Origin of the sequence: Pseudonocardia asaccharolytica DSM 44247 = NBRC 16224, from assembly GCF_000423625.1 — a bacterium.
GTDB lineage: Bacteria > Actinomycetota > Actinomycetes > Mycobacteriales > Pseudonocardiaceae > Pseudonocardia > Pseudonocardia asaccharolytica.
Window position 1 is genome coordinate 158162 of sequence record NZ_AUII01000008.1, and the last position, 15687, is coordinate 173848.

General features: G+C 72.4%; 17 protein-coding genes, 1 tRNA gene and 1 pseudogene. 12 read left to right on the forward strand and 7 right to left on the reverse strand.

Annotation, left to right across the window (positions count from 1 at the left end; all coding sequences use genetic code 11):
- The first annotated feature begins 16 nt into the window (after positions 1 to 16).
- From G567_RS0111825 to G567_RS28350, 4 genes are all read left to right on the forward strand, one after another.
- Positions 17 to 901 carry an NAD(P)-dependent oxidoreductase gene (locus tag G567_RS0111825; RefSeq protein ID WP_028930156.1) on the forward strand — a complete coding sequence of 295 codons (885 nt, stop codon included), beginning with the start codon at positions 17 to 19 and terminating at the stop codon, positions 899 to 901.
- Between the two features lie 193 nt (positions 902 to 1094).
- Positions 1095 to 1598, forward strand: a complete 504-nt coding sequence (locus tag G567_RS32015; protein ID WP_051232817.1) for an ABC transporter permease — start codon at positions 1095 to 1097, stop codon at positions 1596 to 1598.
- 208 nt (positions 1599 to 1806) lie between these two features.
- Positions 1807 to 2424 carry a YdcF family protein gene (locus tag G567_RS0111835; RefSeq protein ID WP_028930158.1) on the forward strand — a complete coding sequence of 206 codons (618 nt, stop codon included), beginning with the start codon at positions 1807 to 1809 and terminating at the stop codon, positions 2422 to 2424.
- Complete coding sequence (locus G567_RS28350; protein ID WP_051232821.1) at positions 2421 to 3782, forward strand: deoxyguanosinetriphosphate triphosphohydrolase; 1362 nt, start codon at positions 2421 to 2423, stop codon at positions 3780 to 3782. The genes G567_RS0111835 and G567_RS28350 overlap by 4 nt, the downstream gene beginning before the upstream one ends.
- 269 nt (positions 3783 to 4051) lie before the next feature.
- Here G567_RS28350 and G567_RS28355 read toward each other — a convergent pair whose 3' ends face one another.
- Entirely contained in the window at positions 4052 to 4789 is a 738-nt protein-coding gene (locus G567_RS28355; protein ID WP_186814181.1) for an HNH endonuclease family protein, read from the reverse strand.
- A 98-nt stretch (positions 4790 to 4887) separates the two neighbouring features.
- On the opposite strand from G567_RS28355, the gene G567_RS28360 reads away from it, so the two are divergent.
- The gene (locus tag G567_RS28360) at positions 4888 to 5877 is read left to right on the forward strand and encodes an NAD(P)-binding domain-containing protein (protein ID WP_051232824.1); all 990 of its coding nucleotides are present in this window, start codon (positions 4888 to 4890) and stop codon (positions 5875 to 5877) included.
- Here G567_RS28360 and sigJ read toward each other — a convergent pair.
- From sigJ to G567_RS28365, 3 genes are all read right to left on the reverse strand, one after another.
- A complete protein-coding gene (gene sigJ / locus G567_RS0111860) occupies positions 5874 to 6773 on the reverse strand; it encodes an RNA polymerase sigma factor SigJ (protein ID WP_028930159.1) in 900 nt (299 codons plus the stop codon). The genes G567_RS28360 and sigJ overlap by 4 nt on opposite strands.
- Positions 6774 to 6841: 68 nt before the next feature.
- Complete coding sequence (locus tag G567_RS0111865; RefSeq protein WP_028930160.1) at positions 6842 to 7384, reverse strand: DinB family protein; 543 nt, start codon at positions 7382 to 7384, stop codon at positions 6842 to 6844.
- The gene (locus G567_RS28365; RefSeq protein WP_051232825.1) at positions 7381 to 8457 is read right to left on the reverse strand and encodes a flavin monoamine oxidase family protein; all 1077 of its coding nucleotides are present in this window, start codon (positions 8455 to 8457) and stop codon (positions 7381 to 7383) included. Before G567_RS28365 ends, G567_RS0111865 begins: the two co-directional genes overlap by 4 nt.
- Positions 8458 to 8665: 208 nt before the next feature.
- On the opposite strand from G567_RS28365, the gene G567_RS0111880 reads away from it, so the two are divergent.
- The 3 genes from G567_RS0111880 to G567_RS0111890 are packed head-to-tail and all read left to right on the forward strand — an operon-like array spanning position 8666 to position 11967.
- On the forward strand, positions 8666 to 9541 hold the full coding sequence (locus G567_RS0111880; RefSeq protein ID WP_245585637.1) for a LysR family transcriptional regulator: 876 nt from the start codon (positions 8666 to 8668) through the stop codon (positions 9539 to 9541).
- Positions 9542 to 9574: 33 nt separating this feature from the next.
- Positions 9575 to 11443 carry a DNA primase gene (gene dnaG, locus G567_RS0111885; RefSeq protein ID WP_028930162.1) on the forward strand — a complete coding sequence of 623 codons (1869 nt, stop codon included), beginning with the start codon at positions 9575 to 9577 and terminating at the stop codon, positions 11441 to 11443.
- Complete coding sequence (locus tag G567_RS0111890; protein ID WP_028930163.1) at positions 11443 to 11967, forward strand: hypothetical protein; 525 nt, start codon at positions 11443 to 11445, stop codon at positions 11965 to 11967. The genes dnaG and G567_RS0111890 overlap by 1 nt, the downstream gene beginning before the upstream one ends.
- A 300-nt stretch (positions 11968 to 12267) precedes the next feature.
- On the opposite strand, the gene G567_RS0111895 is transcribed toward G567_RS0111890, so the two are convergent.
- On the reverse strand, positions 12268 to 12480 hold the full coding sequence (locus G567_RS0111895; RefSeq protein WP_028930164.1) for a hypothetical protein: 213 nt from the start codon (positions 12478 to 12480) through the stop codon (positions 12268 to 12270).
- Positions 12481 to 12634: 154 nt separating this feature from the next.
- On the opposite strand from G567_RS0111895, the gene G567_RS0111900 reads away from it, so the two are divergent.
- Positions 12635 to 12707 (forward strand) — tRNA-Asn (locus G567_RS0111900).
- A gap of 55 nt (positions 12708 to 12762) precedes the next feature.
- On the opposite strand, the pseudogene G567_RS28370 reads toward G567_RS0111900, so the two are convergent.
- Positions 12763 to 13257, reverse strand: a pseudogene (locus G567_RS28370) (site-specific integrase); the annotation flags it as partial.
- A gap of 98 nt (positions 13258 to 13355) precedes the next feature.
- On the opposite strand from G567_RS28370, the gene G567_RS32020 reads away from it, so the two are divergent.
- The 3 genes from G567_RS32020 (at position 13356) to G567_RS0111920 (ending at position 14447) form a co-directional block, all read left to right on the forward strand.
- Positions 13356 to 13967, forward strand: coding sequence for a DUF433 domain-containing protein (locus G567_RS32020; RefSeq protein WP_051232827.1), 612 nt, complete (start codon positions 13356 to 13358; stop codon positions 13965 to 13967).
- Positions 13968 to 13970: 3 nt separating this feature from the next.
- Complete coding sequence (locus G567_RS34165) at positions 13971 to 14123, forward strand: hypothetical protein (RefSeq protein WP_154667143.1); 153 nt, start codon at positions 13971 to 13973, stop codon at positions 14121 to 14123.
- 81 nt (positions 14124 to 14204) lie between these two features.
- On the forward strand, positions 14205 to 14447 hold the full coding sequence (locus tag G567_RS0111920) for a hypothetical protein (RefSeq protein ID WP_028930165.1): 243 nt from the start codon (positions 14205 to 14207) through the stop codon (positions 14445 to 14447).
- Between the two features lie 937 nt (positions 14448 to 15384).
- Here the strand turns inward: G567_RS0111920 and G567_RS0111930 are convergent.
- Positions 15385 to 15687, reverse strand: a 303-nt coding sequence (locus G567_RS0111930; RefSeq protein WP_028930167.1) for a transposase, incomplete at its 5' end; no start/stop codon positions are given.

The following is a 15687-nucleotide window of genomic DNA, read 5'->3' on the forward strand; positions in this document are numbered from 1 at the left end:
GCCGGCGGGAGCCACGGTGAACGCCGGCGCGGGTAGCGCTCGCCGCATCGGGTTGCTGCATCCGGGCCAGATGGGCGCGGCGGTGGCCGCACAGGCGCGCCGCACGGGCGCCGAGGTCCTCTGGTGTGCCGCCGGACGAAGCCCGGCGAGCCGCGACCGCGCCGATGCGGCGGGGTTGACCGCCGTCGCCGAGCTCGCCGAGCTGCTCGACCGCTGCGCGACCGTGCTGTCGATCTGCCCGCCTGCCGCGGCGGAGGAGCTGGCCTCCTCGGTCGCCGATCACGGCTTCGCCGGCCTGTTCGTGGAGGCCAACGCGATCAGTGTCGAGCGCGCCGAACGGATCATGCAGCGCATGGCGCGGTCGGGCACCCGGGTCGTGGATGCGGCGATCTTCGGACCGCTGCCCCGTGACGAGCGGTCGGCCAACCTGTATCTGGCGGGTGCGGCCGCCGATCTCGCCGAGGTGGCCGAGCTGTTCCGGGGAACCTCGGTGGCGGTGATCCCGACGGAGGGTGCTCCGGGCTCGGCCAGCGCGTTGAAGATGGCGCACACCAGCTACCAGAAGACCGCCCGCGCACTGGCCGCGGTCGCGCACGCGCTCGCGGCCGGCCACGGAGTGACCGCTCACCTGCTCACCGAGGCCCGGCGCAACTCCGCGTCGCCACTGGCCGAACCCGAGCGCCTGACCGGCGTCGCCGCCCGCGCCTGGCGATGGGCGCCGGAACTCGCCGAAGCCGCCGACACCCTCGCCGCGCAGGGCCTCCCGGCCGATCTCGCCCGGGCCGCCGTCCCGGTCCTCGACCGGTGGGCGCAGCGGCGCGACGCCTGGGACCTTCCGCTGGAGATCGTGCTCGACGACCTCGGCACCGGGCAGCCTGAGGACCGGGCACGCAGGCCCTGAGTGACGTCCGCAGAGCCGGAGTCCACCTGGGCGTGCCGCCCCCGAAACGGCACGCCCGGGTGAACTCGAAACCAGGACTCGGTGCGCGACGCTGTGGCGTTACCGACGTCGAGCAGATTTTTTCGGCCTTCTTGCCTCTCGTTTCCGAACGATTCTTGGCGATCTTTGAGATTGGATCACGCTCACCTGTCGGGTGATTTCGCGGGTGGTGGGGAATTGTCCTGACCACGGCGATCTGACAGCGCTCGTCGCGGTGCCCGCGCTGGTGCTGCTGTTCGCCGTCGCGGGCCTCGTGATGCACGTCGACCTGACGGCGCCGGCCTGGCTGGGGGTGCTGCCGTTCGCCGCGCTCGGGTTGCTGGTCGGGATGGTCGTCACCCAGGACTCCGCGCAGCCCGTGGCTGCGGTGACGATGCTGGTGTTCAGCCTGCTCGGCGGCATCTTCATCCCGGCCCAGCTGATGCCCGCGGGGCTGGCGACCCTGGCCCATCTGCTGCCCAGCCACTGGCTGGCCGAGATCGCTCGCGGGCAGGCGTGCGGTGAGCCGCTCCCCGGTCCTGCGCCGCTCCTCGCGCCGGCCCGTGCGCATTGTGGCTCCATAACGTTCCCGCAGCCGCCGGCCCGTGCGCATTGTGGCTCCATAATGCGGTGGGAGGTGCCGGCTCGGCCGGGCCCCGCGGCCCACTCGCTACCCTGAGTCAGGTGAGCGCCGTGACCGTGCCGTCCCCCGTTCCCCCGACGGATCCGGTAGCTCCCGCCGATCCGCTGACCAACGGCCGGATCGGGGGGTGACCACCTCCGGATCGGGCGTTGCCCGGGCGCGGCGCCCAGCTCACCCCCGGGGCGGCGCCGATGAGAGGGGCACCGTCCCGCTGCACCCCACCCCGGCGCCACGCCGGTCGCGGCTGCGGTGGCCGGCGCGGCTGCTCCTCGGCGGGTTGCTCGTCGTTGCGATCATCTTGGGTGGCACGGCCTTCCGGGTGTGGCAGACCGCGCGGGTGGACGGCGACCGCTCCGTCGACGCGGTCGTCGTCCTCGGCGCCGCGCAGTACGACGGGGACCCGAGCCCGGTGTTCGCCGCCCGGCTGCGGCACGCCCACACGCTCTTCCAGGAGGGGCTGGCACCGCGGATCGTCACTGTCGGCGGCAACCGGGCGGGTGACGAGTACACCGAGGCCGAGGCGGGCCGGCGCTACCTGATCGAGCGCGGCGTACCGCGCGAGGCCGTCGTCGCCGTCGGCGAGGGTGCCGACACCCTGGCCAGCCTGCAGGCGGTGGCGGCGAGGGCCGAGCGCGACGGCTGGAACACCGCGCTGATCGTCAGCGATCCGTGGCATTCGCTGCGGGCCCGGACCATGGCGCAGGACAGCGGGCTGACGGCGTGGACCTCGCCGACGCGCAGCGGGCCGGTCGTGCAGACCCGCGAGACCCAGGCCCGCTACATCTTCCGGGAGACCGGTGCGCTGGTGTACTACCGGCTCACCCACGCCTCGATCGACACCGAGACCACCGGACTGCGATGAGCGGCGTCGTGTCCGGCGCCGCGCCGGCACCCGGCGGGTACACCGCCCACGACCGGACGAGACTCCTTCCGGAGCCGCCCAAGGCCGCCGACCGCGGGCGTCCACAACGGCGCAGCCCGTTCGCCCGCGACCGCGCGCGGGTGCTGCACTCCGCGGCGCTGCGCAGGCTCGCCGGCAAGACCCAGGTGGTCGGCCCCGGGGAGGGCGCGGAGATCACCGGTGTCCCGCGGACCCGGCTGACGCATTCGCTCGAGGTCGCTCAGATCGGGCGGGGGATCGCCGAGGAGCTGGGTGCCGATCCGGATGTCGTGGACACCGCGGGGCTGGCCCACGACATCGGGCATCCGCCCTTCGGACACAACGGGGAGCGGGCGCTCGACGAGGTCGCGGCCGGGTGCGGTGGTTTCGAGGGGAACGCCCAGACGCTGCGGATCCTCACCCGGCTCGAACCGAAGGTCGGGCACGGGCCGGGCGCGGGCGGGCTGAACCTGACCCGCGCGACGCTGGACGCGGCGTGCAAGTACCCGTGGGGAGCAGAGCAGGCACAGCCGGGTGCCCCGGCGCTGTGGTCGGTGCAGCGCAAGTACGGGGTCTACGATGCCGACCGCGCGGTCTTCGACTGGATCCGGGAGGGCGCACCGCCGCGGCGGCGCTGCCTCGAGGCGCAGATCATGGACTGGTCCGACGACGTCGCGTACTCGGTACATGACGTCGAGGACGGGATACTGGCCGGCCGGATCGACCCGGCGGCCCTGGGTTCACCGGACGAGCGGTCCGCGCTGGCCGAGCTGGCCGGCACCCATTTCGGGGCCGACCCGGCGGCGTTGGAGCAGGCCGCGATGGATCTGCTGGCGTTTCCGGCGGTGGCCGCGGTGCGTGGTTTCCACGCGCCGTCCGCGCCGGGGCGGGCGCATGTCGCGCTGAAGGTGCTGACCAGCGAGTTGGTCGGCCGGTTCGTGCGGGCGGCGACCGACGCCACGCTCGAGGCGTACGGCGGCGCGGAAGGTGGGGGACCGCTGTTGCGCTACACCGCCGGCCTGGTCGTGCCGCCCCCGGCGGCGGCGGAGGTCGCGCTGCTCAAGGCGGTCGCGCTGCGCTACGTGATGAGCGACCCCGTCCGGCTGGCGATGCAGGCGCGGCAGCGCACGCTGCTGGCCGAGCTGGCCGAGGCGCTGCTGGCCGGCGCCCCGGCGACCCTCGACCCGGTACGCGCCGAGGACTGGTCCGCCGCCCCCGACGACGCCGCCCGGCTGCGCGTGATCGTCGACCAGATCGCGATGCTCACCGACCAGCAGGCCGTCGCCTGGCACGGCCGCCTCGCAGCCGGCCGTCCCGCGGCGGCGCGGCCCCACACCTGATGTCACGAACCTCCCGGCGTTCTCGTCCATGGGGTGAGAGGGAGGACGAGATGGGACGAATCCCCGCGGTGCCCGCGAGTGCGGCCGGCGTGTTCGGCCGGCTGATCTATCGACTCGCGGAGCGGCGGTTCGGCGCGGTACCGAGCCGTTCGCGGTGACGTGGCACCACCGCAGACTGTTCTGGGCCGGGCTGATCGCGGAGCTGGCCTACGAGAAGGCATCCACCAGGGCTTCGACGCGGCCTGCCAGGTCAGGGTGTAGCGCAGCGGTCAGGCCGCGGGGCGGAGCGCGGTGTCGGACGGCAGCGGCTCGCCGGGGCAGTGCTCCAGGAGGCCCGCGATCGCGTCGCGCTCGGCCTCGGTCACCCACAGCCGGTGCTTGGTCTTGACCGCGACCTGCCGCGCCACGTAGGCGCAGCGATAGCTGTGGCTGGGCGGCAGCCAGGTGGCGGCGTCTGCGTCGCCCTTCTGCTGGTTGAGCGGGCCGCTGACGGCGAGGAGGTTCAGCGGGTCGTTCGCGAACTCTCTGCGCTGCTGCTCGGTGAGCTGCTGGGCGCCCTTCTGCCAGGCATCCGACAGGGCGACGACGTGGTCGATCTGCACGGCGCTGCTCGTCTCCTTGCCCCGGTGGAACAGGATGTCCTCGCCGCTGTAGGGGTCGGCGAGCAGACCGGCCAGCACGATGCAGCCGCGGGCCCCGGGCTTGAGCTCGGCGCCCGACAGGTCGCGCTTGAGGATGTCGTTGCGCGTGTCGCAGCCGTTGTCGTCGACATCGGCCCACGCCGGGCCGAACTTCTCGCGCTCGTACCCGGTCTTCGGGGCCCGGCCCTTGACCGGCAGCGCCTCGAGCGCCGTGGCGGCCGCCCCGGTGAGCACCGGCCGGGTCGCGGCCGCGCCGGCGTCCTCCAGCTCGAGCACCGCGCACCCGGAGCTGAGCGCGCCGACCATCACCATGGCCAGCACTGCTCGCCACGTCCGCCGGAACCGGATACCACGCATCGCACGCATCCGGCGATCCTCGGTGATCCCGGCCGCTGGACGCATGAGCGACACATGTGATTCGTGCGGTACAACGGAGGCTCGACGAGCGGGGAGGGCGAGCCGGGATGCGGGCACGGACCTACCACGACAGCGACGCCGACCTCGACGTGCTCACCGGCCGCACGGTGGCCGTCGTCGGCTACGGCAACCAGGGTTGCGCGCAGGCCCAGAACCTGCGCGACTCTCGCGTGCGCGTCGTCGTCGGCAACCGCGACGACGACTATCGCGCCCGTGCGGTGCACGACGGGTTCGAGGTGCTCGGCATCGACCAGGCCGCCCGCGCTGGCCGGATCGTGCTGTTGCTGATCCCCGACGAGGTGCAGGCCGGCGTGGTCGCCGAGCAGATCGCGCCAGGGCTCGGCGCGGGCGACACCCTCGTCGTCGCCTCCGGCTACAACCTGGCGTTCGGCCTGCTCGATCTGCCCGCCGACGTGGACGTGGTGATGGTGGCGCCACGGATGATCGGCGAGGCGGTGCGCGACCGCTACCTGCGCGGGGCCGGCTACCCCTGCCTGGTCTCGGTGGAACGCGACGTCACGGGGACGGCGCTGGCGACGGCGCTCGCGGTCGCGCGGGGGATCGGGGCGACCGCAGCGGGTGCCATCGAATCGAGCGCCCGGGAAGAGGCGGCGCTGGACCTGTTCTCCGAGCAGGCGATCTGGCCCACCGTGTTCGCCGTCCTGCAGGCGTCCTACGAGGTGCTGGCCGACGCCGGTTTCAGTGACGAGGCGATCCTCGACGAGATGTACCTGTCCGGCGAGCCCGCCGAGGTCTTCGCGCGGATCTCCGAGATGGGGCTGCTCGAGCAGCTGCGGGTGCATTCGCGCACCAGCCAGTACGGGCAGCTGCTGCACCTGGAGCGCTCGGCCGAGCTGGTCGGGACGCTGCGCGACCGGTTCGCTCGTATCCTGCGCGGTGAGATCCTCTCCGGTCGGTTCGCGGCCGAATGGTCGGCCCCGGGCGCCGATACCGAGTCCAGGATCCGGGCGCTGCTCGATCGGGCCGGCACACACCCGCTGATCGCCGCGGAGCGCGCGGTCAGGGCCCGCGGCTAGGCCCACGCGAGCCGGGTCAGCTTGTCCGGGTTGAAGACCTGGTAGACCGCCCCGATCCGGCCGTCGGAGACCGGAAGCACGACGACCGAGGGCGGTACCGTCGCCGTGCGCGGCGTCTGGAAGCCGAGCTCGCCGTTGACGAGCAGCGGAATCCAGCCCTCGCCGAGCTCGGCGCCGTGCTTGCGCAGCAGGCCCAGCAGCAGCCGCACCACCTTCTCCGCGCCCCGCACCGGCTGCCGCGCCGCCCGCACCTTGCCGTCGCTGTCGCTGATCAGCACGGCGTCCGGGTGCAGCAGCGCCACCAGCGCGGCGGCATCGGCGCGGGAGATGGCATCGGCGAACGCGGCGAGCACCGCCTGCTGCTCACCGGTGGGAGCGCGGCGGGGGAGCTCGGCCTCGGTGACGATCCGGCGGGCCCGGCTGGCATGCTGGCGGGCGGCGGGTTCGGAGCAGCCGAGGACCCCGGCGATGTCCGCGAACGGCAGCGTCAACGCCTCGTGCAGCACGAACGCCACCCGCTGCGGCGGACTCAGCCGTTCCAGCACCAGCATCGCCGCCATCCGCACGCCCTCGTCGCGCACCACGGCCGCCAACGGATCGTGGTCGGGATGCGCATCGGGGCTGGTCATGAGCGGTTCGGGCAGCCAGGGGCCGACGTAGCGCTCGCGGCGCGCGGCGGCCGAGCGCAACCGGTCCAGGCACAGCCGTCCGACCACGGTGGTGAGCCAGGCCCGCAGGTCGCGGATGCCGGCGCGGGCGCCGTCGTCCAGCGCGGCGAAGCGCAGCCAGGCCTCCTGCACGGCATCCTCGGCGTCGGCGAGGACACCGGTGATGCGATAGCCGATCCTGAGCAGATGCGCCCGGTGCTGCTCGAACGGCGCGGTCTCGGGCTCCACGGCGGACGACGATAACGCCGGTGGGCGTCGCCGACGCACCGGCGGGATCGGGCGAGGGGCCCGACCGGTCAGGGCGCGGGGGTGAGGACGAGGTAACCGTCGATGACGGTGAGGCGCTCGGACCGGGGGAGCGCGGGGAGCGCATGATCGAGCTGCTGCTGGCGGACCTCACCGATCCACCGGTCGTGCTGGTACTCATGGTTGATGACCGCGACGAGCAGGTTCTGCGCGACCACCCGGAGCTGGCCGGGCGCGCCCACCTGGCCGGCGTCGATGGCCTCGAGCCGGTAGTGCAGCCGCTCGGCCACCGCGTCGCGGTAGGCGGCCAGCCGGTCGGGGTCGGGCAGGTCGCCGCGGCCCTGGGTCGGGGTCGCCGAGTCCATCATCTGGTCCAGCTCGGGGTCGGGACTGGTCTCGGCGGCGGTGAGGTTGCGAACCATGAAGTGCGCGACCGCGGCCTGGTGGCCCAGGTGCCAGCCGATCGCGCTGGCCGTGTCGTCCGGCCGCCAGCGGATCTCCTCGGCGGTCAGGTCCTGCCAGAGGGTGTTGGTGTAGACCCGGGCCCGGTCGTACTCGGCGAGTAGCTCGGGCAGCCCCGGCGTGTCGGTCATGGTGTTCCTCCGGTCGTGGTGGGTACCGGTCCGGCGATCGTCGCGGCGACCCGGGCCGCGGCGGCGAGTGCGCCCTCGATGTGGCCGGCGTGCGCGCCACCGGTCTCAGTGGCGGCCCAGTGCAGCCTGCCGTTCATGGTGGGGTGGGAAAGGGCCGTGGGCTCCGCGCCGCGGCCGGGGGACTGCTCGACCCCGGGCGATGCGGTGAACGGCTCCCGCCGCCAGTCCTGGACGTAGCAGCGTACGGGGTCGGCGGCAGCGGTGCCGAACAACCAGACGAGCTGGGCGATCAGCTGATCGTCGCGGACGGTCGGGGCGGCGGGGCCGGCCGGCGGGACGAACCCGAACAGCGCGGCGGGGGTCGCGCCGGGTCCGCACATGTCGTGGATCTCGCGCATCGGCCCGGTGTGGCTGATCACGGCCCCGGACAGTCCCTGCTCGCGCCAGAAGGGGCGCCGGTATTCCACGACGGCCTTGGTGATCGTGCCCATCCAGACCGGGGTGGTCCGGGCGGCCGTGGCCACCGGCGCCGGCAGTGCGGGGGTGAACCGGATCGACGCCACCGCCAGGGCGGGCGGCACCGCGGCGACCACGTGCCGGCTGCGCAGCGCACCGGAGGCGGTGTCGACGGTGAGGTGGGACCCGGCGCCGGTGATCGCGTGCACCGGTTCGCCGAGCCGGACGGTGCCCGGCGGGAGCCGGTCGGCGAGGCGGACCGCCAGTGCCTGCGCCCCGGGACCGAACCGCCAGGACGGGACGTCGATCGGATTGCCGGACAGCCGCATCATCCCGCCCGGGGTCTCGTACAGGGCGTCGCCGGCGGTGTGCTGCGGGTGGACGGGGATGCCGAGCTCGGTGACGAGCCGCGTCACCCGGTGCTCGCCGGGCCAGAACCACGTCGCGCCGAGATCGACAGCGGCGCCGTCTCCTCCCGCTGTCAGCAGCCGACCGCCCACCCGGTGCCGCGCCTCGAGCACCGCGACGGTCACGCCGACCGCCGTGAGCCGGCGGGCCACCGCGAGCCCGGCGATGCCGGCGCCGACAACGGTGACGTCCGGGTCTCCGTCCCGCACCGTCAGTCCCGCTCGACTGGGCGGATCTCGGGTAGCGCGGCGAGCCGTTCCGAGGGCGGGCCGGGGACCGCGGTGGTGACCGAACTGCTCGGCATGGGGACATCCTTCGGTTCGGGATCGGAGGCTGCGGGCAGCACGTACCCTGCCAGCGGCGTTCGCGGGTCAGAAGAGCGGAAATCCCATGGCTGGCATAACCGATGTGAATGGCATGACGATCAAGGTCACGCAGCTGCACTACGCGCGGGCGGTCGTGGACCAGGGGTCGTTCTCCCGCGCCGCCGCCGCCCTCGGCGTCACCCAGCCCGCGCTGTCCACCGGCATCGCCGCGCTGGAACGGGTGCTCGGGGGCCCGCTGTTCGAGCGCACGACGCGGGGAGCCGCTCCCACGCCGCTGGGCACCCGGCTGCTGCCGCACATCGACCGAGTGCTCGCCGCGGTTGACCGGTTGGTGGCCGAGGCCCGCACGATCGGCGGCCGGGGGGAGCCGCTGCGGATGGGGGTATCCCCGCTCATCCATCCGCGGCTCGTCGCGCGGGCGTTCGAGGCCGCGCGGCACGGCGAGGGCGCCGGGCTGGTGCTGCGAGAGGACAACCTCGCCCGGCTGCGGGCGGCGCTCACCCACCGGGAGCTCGACGTGATCCTGACCCCGGCGGTGGCCGACCCCCAGGGCTTCCGGCGCCGCGAGATCGAGGTGGAACCGCTGCGTTACGTCGGCAGCGGGCTGCCGCCGGACGCGGCGGGTGGCCCGCCCATCGAGCTGGCGGAGGTGGCGTCCGAGCCACAGGTGCTCGTCACCGACGAGTGCGGGCTCACCACGTTCGTCCAGGATCTGTTCGCGCGCGGCGGCAGCGAGCTGCGGCGCTACCCGGGGGCGGCGCACAGCTACCGCAACCTGGTCGAGTGGGCCTCGCTCGGGCTCGGCGGCGCGATCCTGCCCGAGTCGAGAATGGACGCTGGTGCGAGCACCGGTCGTCCGCTCGTCGAGCACGGGCGGCCGATCCGGATCCGCTACGAGGCGTTGTGGCTGCCGGGACCCCGCGCAGCGGCGGTGGAGACCCTGCTGGACGCCCTGCTCGCCGGCTGACCGATCCCGCGATGCCCCGCATAGACTTGGCTCGTGGCGGGGCGAATCCGGGACAGCGACATCGCGGAGGTCCGCGACCGCACCCGGATCGACGAGGTGGTCGGCGAGTACGTGGCGCTGCGCCGCGCCGGGGCCGGGTCGATGAAGGGGCTGTGCCCGTTCCACGACGAGAAGACCCCGTCGTTCAACGTGCGCCCGACGCACGGGACGTTCCACTGCTTCGGCTGCGGCGAGGGCGGCAGCGTCATCGACTTCATCATGAAGATGGAGAGTGTCGGTTTCGTCGAGGCGGTCGAGCGGCTCGCCGACCGGATCGGCTACCGCCTCACCTACACCGGCGGCGGGTCGAGCGTGCAGCGTGACCGCGGTACCCGCTCCCGGCTGCTCGAGGCCAACCGGCGGGCCGCGGAGTTCTACGCCGCCCAGCTGCGCACCCCGGAGGGCGCGCCGGCGCTGCAGTTCCTCACCGGCCGCGGCTTCGACGCGGCCGCCGCGCAGCAGTTCGGCTGCGGGTTCGCCCCGGCGGGCTGGGACACGCTCACCAAGCATCTGCTCGGGGCCGGGTTCTCCCTCGAGGAGCTGATGAAGGCAGGCCTGTCCAAGGAGGGCAGGCGCGGCCCGATCGACCGGTTCCACCGCAGGCTGCTGTGGCCCATCCGGGACCTCGGCGGCGATGTCGTCGGCTTCGGGGCGCGTCGGCTGTTCGACGACGACCAGATCGAGGCCAAGTACCTCAACACGATCGAGACGCCGGTCTACCGCAAGACCCACGTGTTGTTCGGGCTCGACCTGGCCAAGCGGGCGGTCGCCAAGAACCGGCAGGTGGTCGTCGTCGAGGGTTACACCGACGTGATGGCGATGCATCTGGCCGGGGTGCCGACCGCCGTCGCGTCCTGTGGCACGGCGTTCGGTGCCGAACACATCAGCGTGATCCGCCGCCTGATCGGGGACGACTCGTTCGATCTCGGCGAGGTCATCTACACCTTCGACGGCGACGCGGCCGGTCAGGCGGCCGCGCTCAAGGCGTTCGAGGGTGATCAGTCCTTCGCCGCCCAGACGTTCGTGTCCATCGCGCCTGACGGGCTGGATCCCTGTGAGCTGCGGCAGCGTCACGGTGACACCGCCGTGCGTGATCTCGTGGCCCGGCGCGAGCCGCTGTTCGAGTTCGCGATCCGCTCGATGCTGCGCGACTACGATCTCGACACCGCCGAGGGCCGGGTCGCGGCGCTGCGGCGCACCGTCCCGCTGGTCGCCCGGATCCGTCGCGAGGAGTTGCGTGACGAGTACGCCCGCCGGCTCGCGGGCTGGACCAGCTGGGACGACATCGCGATGGTCGTGCGAAGGGTGCGCGAGCATGCAGGGGGAAGGGGGGCGCGGGGCCGCCGGGAGCCCACGGCCCTGCCGCGCCGCGGAGATCCGAGGCTGCATCTGCAGCGGGAGGCGCTCAAGGCCGCCCTGCAGGTTCCCGCGATCGCCGGGCCCTCCTACGACGAGCTGCCGGAGCAGGCCTTCAGCCACCCGTCCTTCGCCGGGGTGCACCGGGCGATCCAGGCCGCAGGCGGGGTCTGCGGCGGGCTGGCCGGGCCGGCCTGGGTGGAGGCGGTCGTCGCCGAATGCCCGGCCGATGTCCGCGGGCTGGTCAGCGAGCTGGCCGTCGAGCCGCTGGACCTGCCGCGGCGCAATGCCACGCGCGTCGACACCGACCAGGCCCGCTACGTCGGGAGTGTGGTCGCCGGGGTGCGGCTGGCGCTGGTCGAGGCGCAAGTCGCCGAGCTCAAGGCCCGGCTGCAGCGCACCAACCCGATGGAGGACGCAGACGTCTATCATCAACTCTTCGGCGATCTCGTGCCGCTGGAGCAGTATCGGATCGCGTTGCGGGACAAGGCGATGGGGGCGGTCTAATGGGCCTGCTCAGACGAGTCGCCGCGAAGCTGACCGGCTACGACGAGCTTCCGGCCGGCTTCGGCGGCAGGCTGGACGCGCAGGAGCGCGTGCTGGCCATCGCGGCGGTCGCCGGCGGCGGCCATGTCGTGGCCACCTCGTACGGGGTGTGGTTGCCCGGGGACGCGCCGCGCCGCGTCGGCTGGCATCTGATCAGCAAGGCGGTATGGCGGGACGGCACGATCGTGCTCATCGAGGCCAGCGAGGCCGGGGAGGTGGGTGGGGCCGTGCTGCTCGTCGACCTGCCGCCGCGCCGGCTGCGGCTCGCCGAGCCGGGGAAGGTTCCGCAGGTCGTGCACGAACGGGTCACCGGGTCCATCCGGTTCCGGCACCATCGCGATCTCCCGGGCGGTGGCGCCTGGTTCCTGCAGCGCAAGATCCCCGGCAGGGACGGCACGGTGCTGCAGGTCCGCGCAGACCCGGGCACCGATCCCGCCGTCGTCCGCCGGCTCGCCGCCGATGTGGCTCGTCAACTCCCCCTGTGAGTGCGTAACAGTGTTAGAGCACTGTTACGCACTCACAGGGGCTTGTGACCTGCGGTGGTGCGCCGGCCGTTCTTCGAGCCCACCTTCATGATCAACGGTTGGGAGCCGCGAACTGTGATTTCCGCGGCTCCCGGCTCCCGACGCTGATCATGAAGGGCCCAGCCACGCCGGCAGGCGGTTCGCGGCGGAGGCGGGCGCAACCCGCTCCGGCGCCGAGGTCGCCGTCCGGGATACCACCTGGTTCCCCGTTCCGCCGGATCTTCGCCGTCGCGCACCTGCCGTGATCGGGACCGATCGGGATCAGTGCCGGCGACCGTTGGTGGTGACGTCGGTGGTGTGCCTGCTGCCGTTCACCACCTCCTCGACCCGGGCCCGCACGACACCGGCGGCGCCCTGGACGGCGGGGTGGTCGACGAGTCGCTGGTAGGTCCGCATCAGCTGTTCGTAGCGTTCGTGACCGGCACGCGCCCCCAACACGTAGCCGACGGCTGCGCCCAACAGAAACTTCAGCATGTGTCGCCTCCGCAGATGTCGTGGTCGGCCCATCCTGCCCCAGTCGCGCCTCCGGCGAGCGGTGGGGACGACCGGGGGCCTGCGAGCCCGGGCGATCGGATGCGCTAAGGTTCTTTCTGCCAGCGAGCGGAGGTCCCGCTCGCGACCAAGACGGTCCTCCGTAGCTCAATTGGCAGAGCATGCGACTGTTAATCGCAGGGTTACTGGTTCGAGTCCAGTCGGAGGAGCTTCTTCCCAGCTCAGCGGCCTATCCGGTGATCTTCCCTGCGGACCGCGTCGAACTTACGTCGAACAAACCCCGAACGACACCTCCAGCGCCGTCGCTGCCGCCTCCCCGACCGCCCGCCGCCCGATGTAGTGCTCCAACGTCCGCAGGTTCGCGTGGCCGAGCTGGTCGGCGATCTCCCGCGGTGACAGCCCCGAATCGTGCAGCACGCCGGCGCAGGTCTTGCGGAAGACGTGGCTGGTCACCCAGGCGAACTCCCCGCTGCCACGCGCCTCGCGAAGCTCACGCGACAGATTCGACGGGTCGCGCCAGCCGCCGTGCGCATCCGGGAAGAGCGGGCGTACCCCGTCCGCGTCGACGATCCTGCGCTCGAGCATTCGCATCGCGAACAGCGGGAGCGGGAGGGTGCGATGGCCGGCGTCGGAATTGGTCCGGCGGACCCGCAGCAGACCGGCTCCTTTCACCCGGAGAATCTTGTAGTCGATCTCGACCGAGGCATGGTCCATGTCGATCGTGTCCCAGTCCACCGCGATGGCCTCGCCGATCCGGACGCCCGTGGCGAGGAATCAGCGGGTGAGGTCGGGAAGGTCGCGGCGGACCGCGGACGGGTCGGCCTCCAAGCGAGGCCGAAGCGGCTCGCTACCTGCGCGTGCCGCTGAGCACCCTGCACTACTGGTTGGAGGGCGGCGAGCGCCGCTCGAAGGTGTACCCGCCGGTGATCCGTCAGGCGCCTACCGGCCGCCATGCGCCGGTCATGTGGGCGGAGTTCATCGAGGCAGGGCTGCTGCGTAGCTACCGTCGCAACGGCATCCTGATGGCCGAGCTGCGGGCGTTCATCGATCTCCTGCGGTCTCGGTACGAGGTCCCATATCCATTGGCGGACCGGCGCCCCTACATCTCCGGTCGTGAGCTCGTCCTGGAAGCGCAGGAGGAAGCCAAGCTCGACCCGGATTTCTGGCTCATCGCGCCCGTGCGCGGCCAGATCCTCCTCCTGCCGGCCTCGGACGCGTTCCTCCGGAAGGTCACCTGGGATGGCGACGTCGCGGCCAGCTGGCGCCCACACGACGACCCGGCGTCACCGGTGCAGATCGACCCGGAGCTCCGCCATGGCCGTCCGGCCGTCGGGGGTATCAGCACTGCCGTTATCCAGGAGCACGACGAGGCCGGGGAGGACCCCGAGGACATCGCCGACGACTTCGGCCTGAGCGTCGACCAGGTCCGGTGGGCGCTCGCCTACGAGACCTCGATCCGGGCCGCCTGAGACGTGCCGATCCGGCCGCCGGCGCCCGGGAGGCACTACAAGCCCGCGACCGTCCGGTTCTACTTCGACGCCGACGTCCTCGGCCTCGGCCTCGCCCACCAGATCGCGGGACTGCGCCCGGACGCCACCTACCCCGGCGACCCCGCGGGGTGGTGATGAGCGGTTGCGGCCGCCGTGCCCCATCACGAGCCCGTCGACGAAGGACGGGGACTGGATACCGCAGGTCACCGCACTCGGATGGTTGATCATCACCCGGGCGCGCGCATCCAGGAGCTCACGGCCGAGATCGCGGCTGTGCGGGACAGCGGGGCGCGGATGGTGGCACTCGGCAGCCGGGACGCCCGGGGTACGTTCGACCAGCTTGAGGTGTTCATGTCCCGGTGGCGGGCGATCCAGGTCTGCCTCGACGAGCCGGGCCCGTTCATCTACGTCGCGCCGCGTTCCACCTTCAGGAGGGCGAAGCTGGACGGCTCATCGTGATCAAAATGCACGGAAGCAGCAGCAGCGAGATATGGCGAAAGCGATGCAAAACGCATCGACCACGCGACGGTCGCGGGAACGGGGGCGTTCACGGGTCGTGACATTCGCACAGCAGGTCATTGGTGGCATCGGCGCATACTGGAGTCAGGATCAGTCTGTGTCAGGCTCGGACCGATGCCAGCACGTAGCGGCCACTTCTCGGCGACCGTGCGATGGTTCGGTCGCGACTGGATCGGGTCCGTGGGCCAGGATTTGCGTCGTTCAGCTGGTTCCGGACAACGCCGGTGACCACCGCCTGATCGCCTCTGTTTCGTGCGCCGATGTGCCGCGTCGTCGTGGTGCGTTATCGAGGTGCTTTCGCGTTCCGACGCCGAAGACGGACGGGGGTACACGGGCCGAATGGCTGCGGCGGCTTCACCGACGCCGTCCAAGGCCCGACAGACCACCTCCGAGCGTCCGGATGCTGTCACCGCTCTCCTCGGGGAAGCGCTGGTGCGGCGACCGGCGGTCCACGTGGTCGGCATCCCGGACGGCAGCAGGACGGTCTGCGCGCCGCCGTGACTCTGGCACGCGTATCGGCAGTGCAGGACGTGCATGGGCGTCGCACACCTCGACGGTGAGCTGGTGCAGCGCGGCGATGTAGCGCTGGAGGTCTGGATGACCGCCGGTGCGGATCAGCCGGCAGTGGATTCGGCCAAGCTCCGCGACGACAGCTCGGAGCCGAGGGACGTCCGGTGTGTGCGAACCTACTCCGGCCGTGCGCGCTCGGTGCTCGAGTACGTGCACCTGCCGCTGGAACGCCATTCCCTGGCTCGCGGCACGCCCGTTCGTAGACCTTTTCATGCGCGGCCGACGATCAGGCTGAGCGGTCCGGTGTAGTCGGTGCCGAGGGCTGTGACCCCACCGCGGTACACAGGTTGAAAGGCTGGGGTGTTGGCTACGGGGGTTGGAGGGTCAGGCCCGTCGCGGCGATGAATCCGTCGAGCAGCCCCGGCCGGTACTGCATCTGTTTCAGGCGAGTTCTGACCAGGGTGGCGAGCTGGTCGGTGGTGCGGGCCGCGAGGTTGCCCAGGCCGCGTTTGAGGTGCGACCAGACGCCCTCGGCCGGGTTCAGCTCCGGGGCGTAGGGCGGGAGCCGGAACACGGTCAGCCAGCACCGGGTGGCGATCAGCGCGCGCATCGCCGCGTCGAGGTGCCCGGTGGCGTTGTCCCACACCAGCACCAGCGGTCCGCGAGGCTG

Excerpts from the sequence above, each read along its gene's own strand:
- G567_RS28350 (WP_051232821.1), top strand. The coding sequence starts at position 2,421 with ATGAGCGGCGTCGTGTCCGGCGCCGCGCCGGCACCCGGCGGGTACACC.
- G567_RS28355 (WP_186814181.1), bottom strand. The coding sequence starts at position 4,789 with ATGCGTGCGATGCGTGGTATCCGGTTCCGGCGGACGTGGCGAGCAGTG.
- G567_RS28360 (WP_051232824.1), top strand. The coding sequence starts at position 4,888 with ATGCGGGCACGGACCTACCACGACAGCGACGCCGACCTCGACGTGCTC.
- G567_RS0111865 (WP_028930160.1), bottom strand. The coding sequence starts at position 7,384 with ATGACCGACACGCCGGGGCTGCCCGAGCTACTCGCCGAGTACGACCGG.
- G567_RS0111880 (WP_245585637.1), top strand. The coding sequence starts at position 8,666 with ATGACGATCAAGGTCACGCAGCTGCACTACGCGCGGGCGGTCGTGGAC.
- G567_RS0111890 (WP_028930163.1), top strand. The coding sequence starts at position 11,443 with ATGGGCCTGCTCAGACGAGTCGCCGCGAAGCTGACCGGCTACGACGAG.
- G567_RS0111895 (WP_028930164.1), bottom strand. The coding sequence starts at position 12,480 with ATGCTGAAGTTTCTGTTGGGCGCAGCCGTCGGCTACGTGTTGGGGGCG.
- G567_RS0111920 (WP_028930165.1), top strand. The coding sequence starts at position 14,205 with ATGGTTGATCATCACCCGGGCGCGCGCATCCAGGAGCTCACGGCCGAG.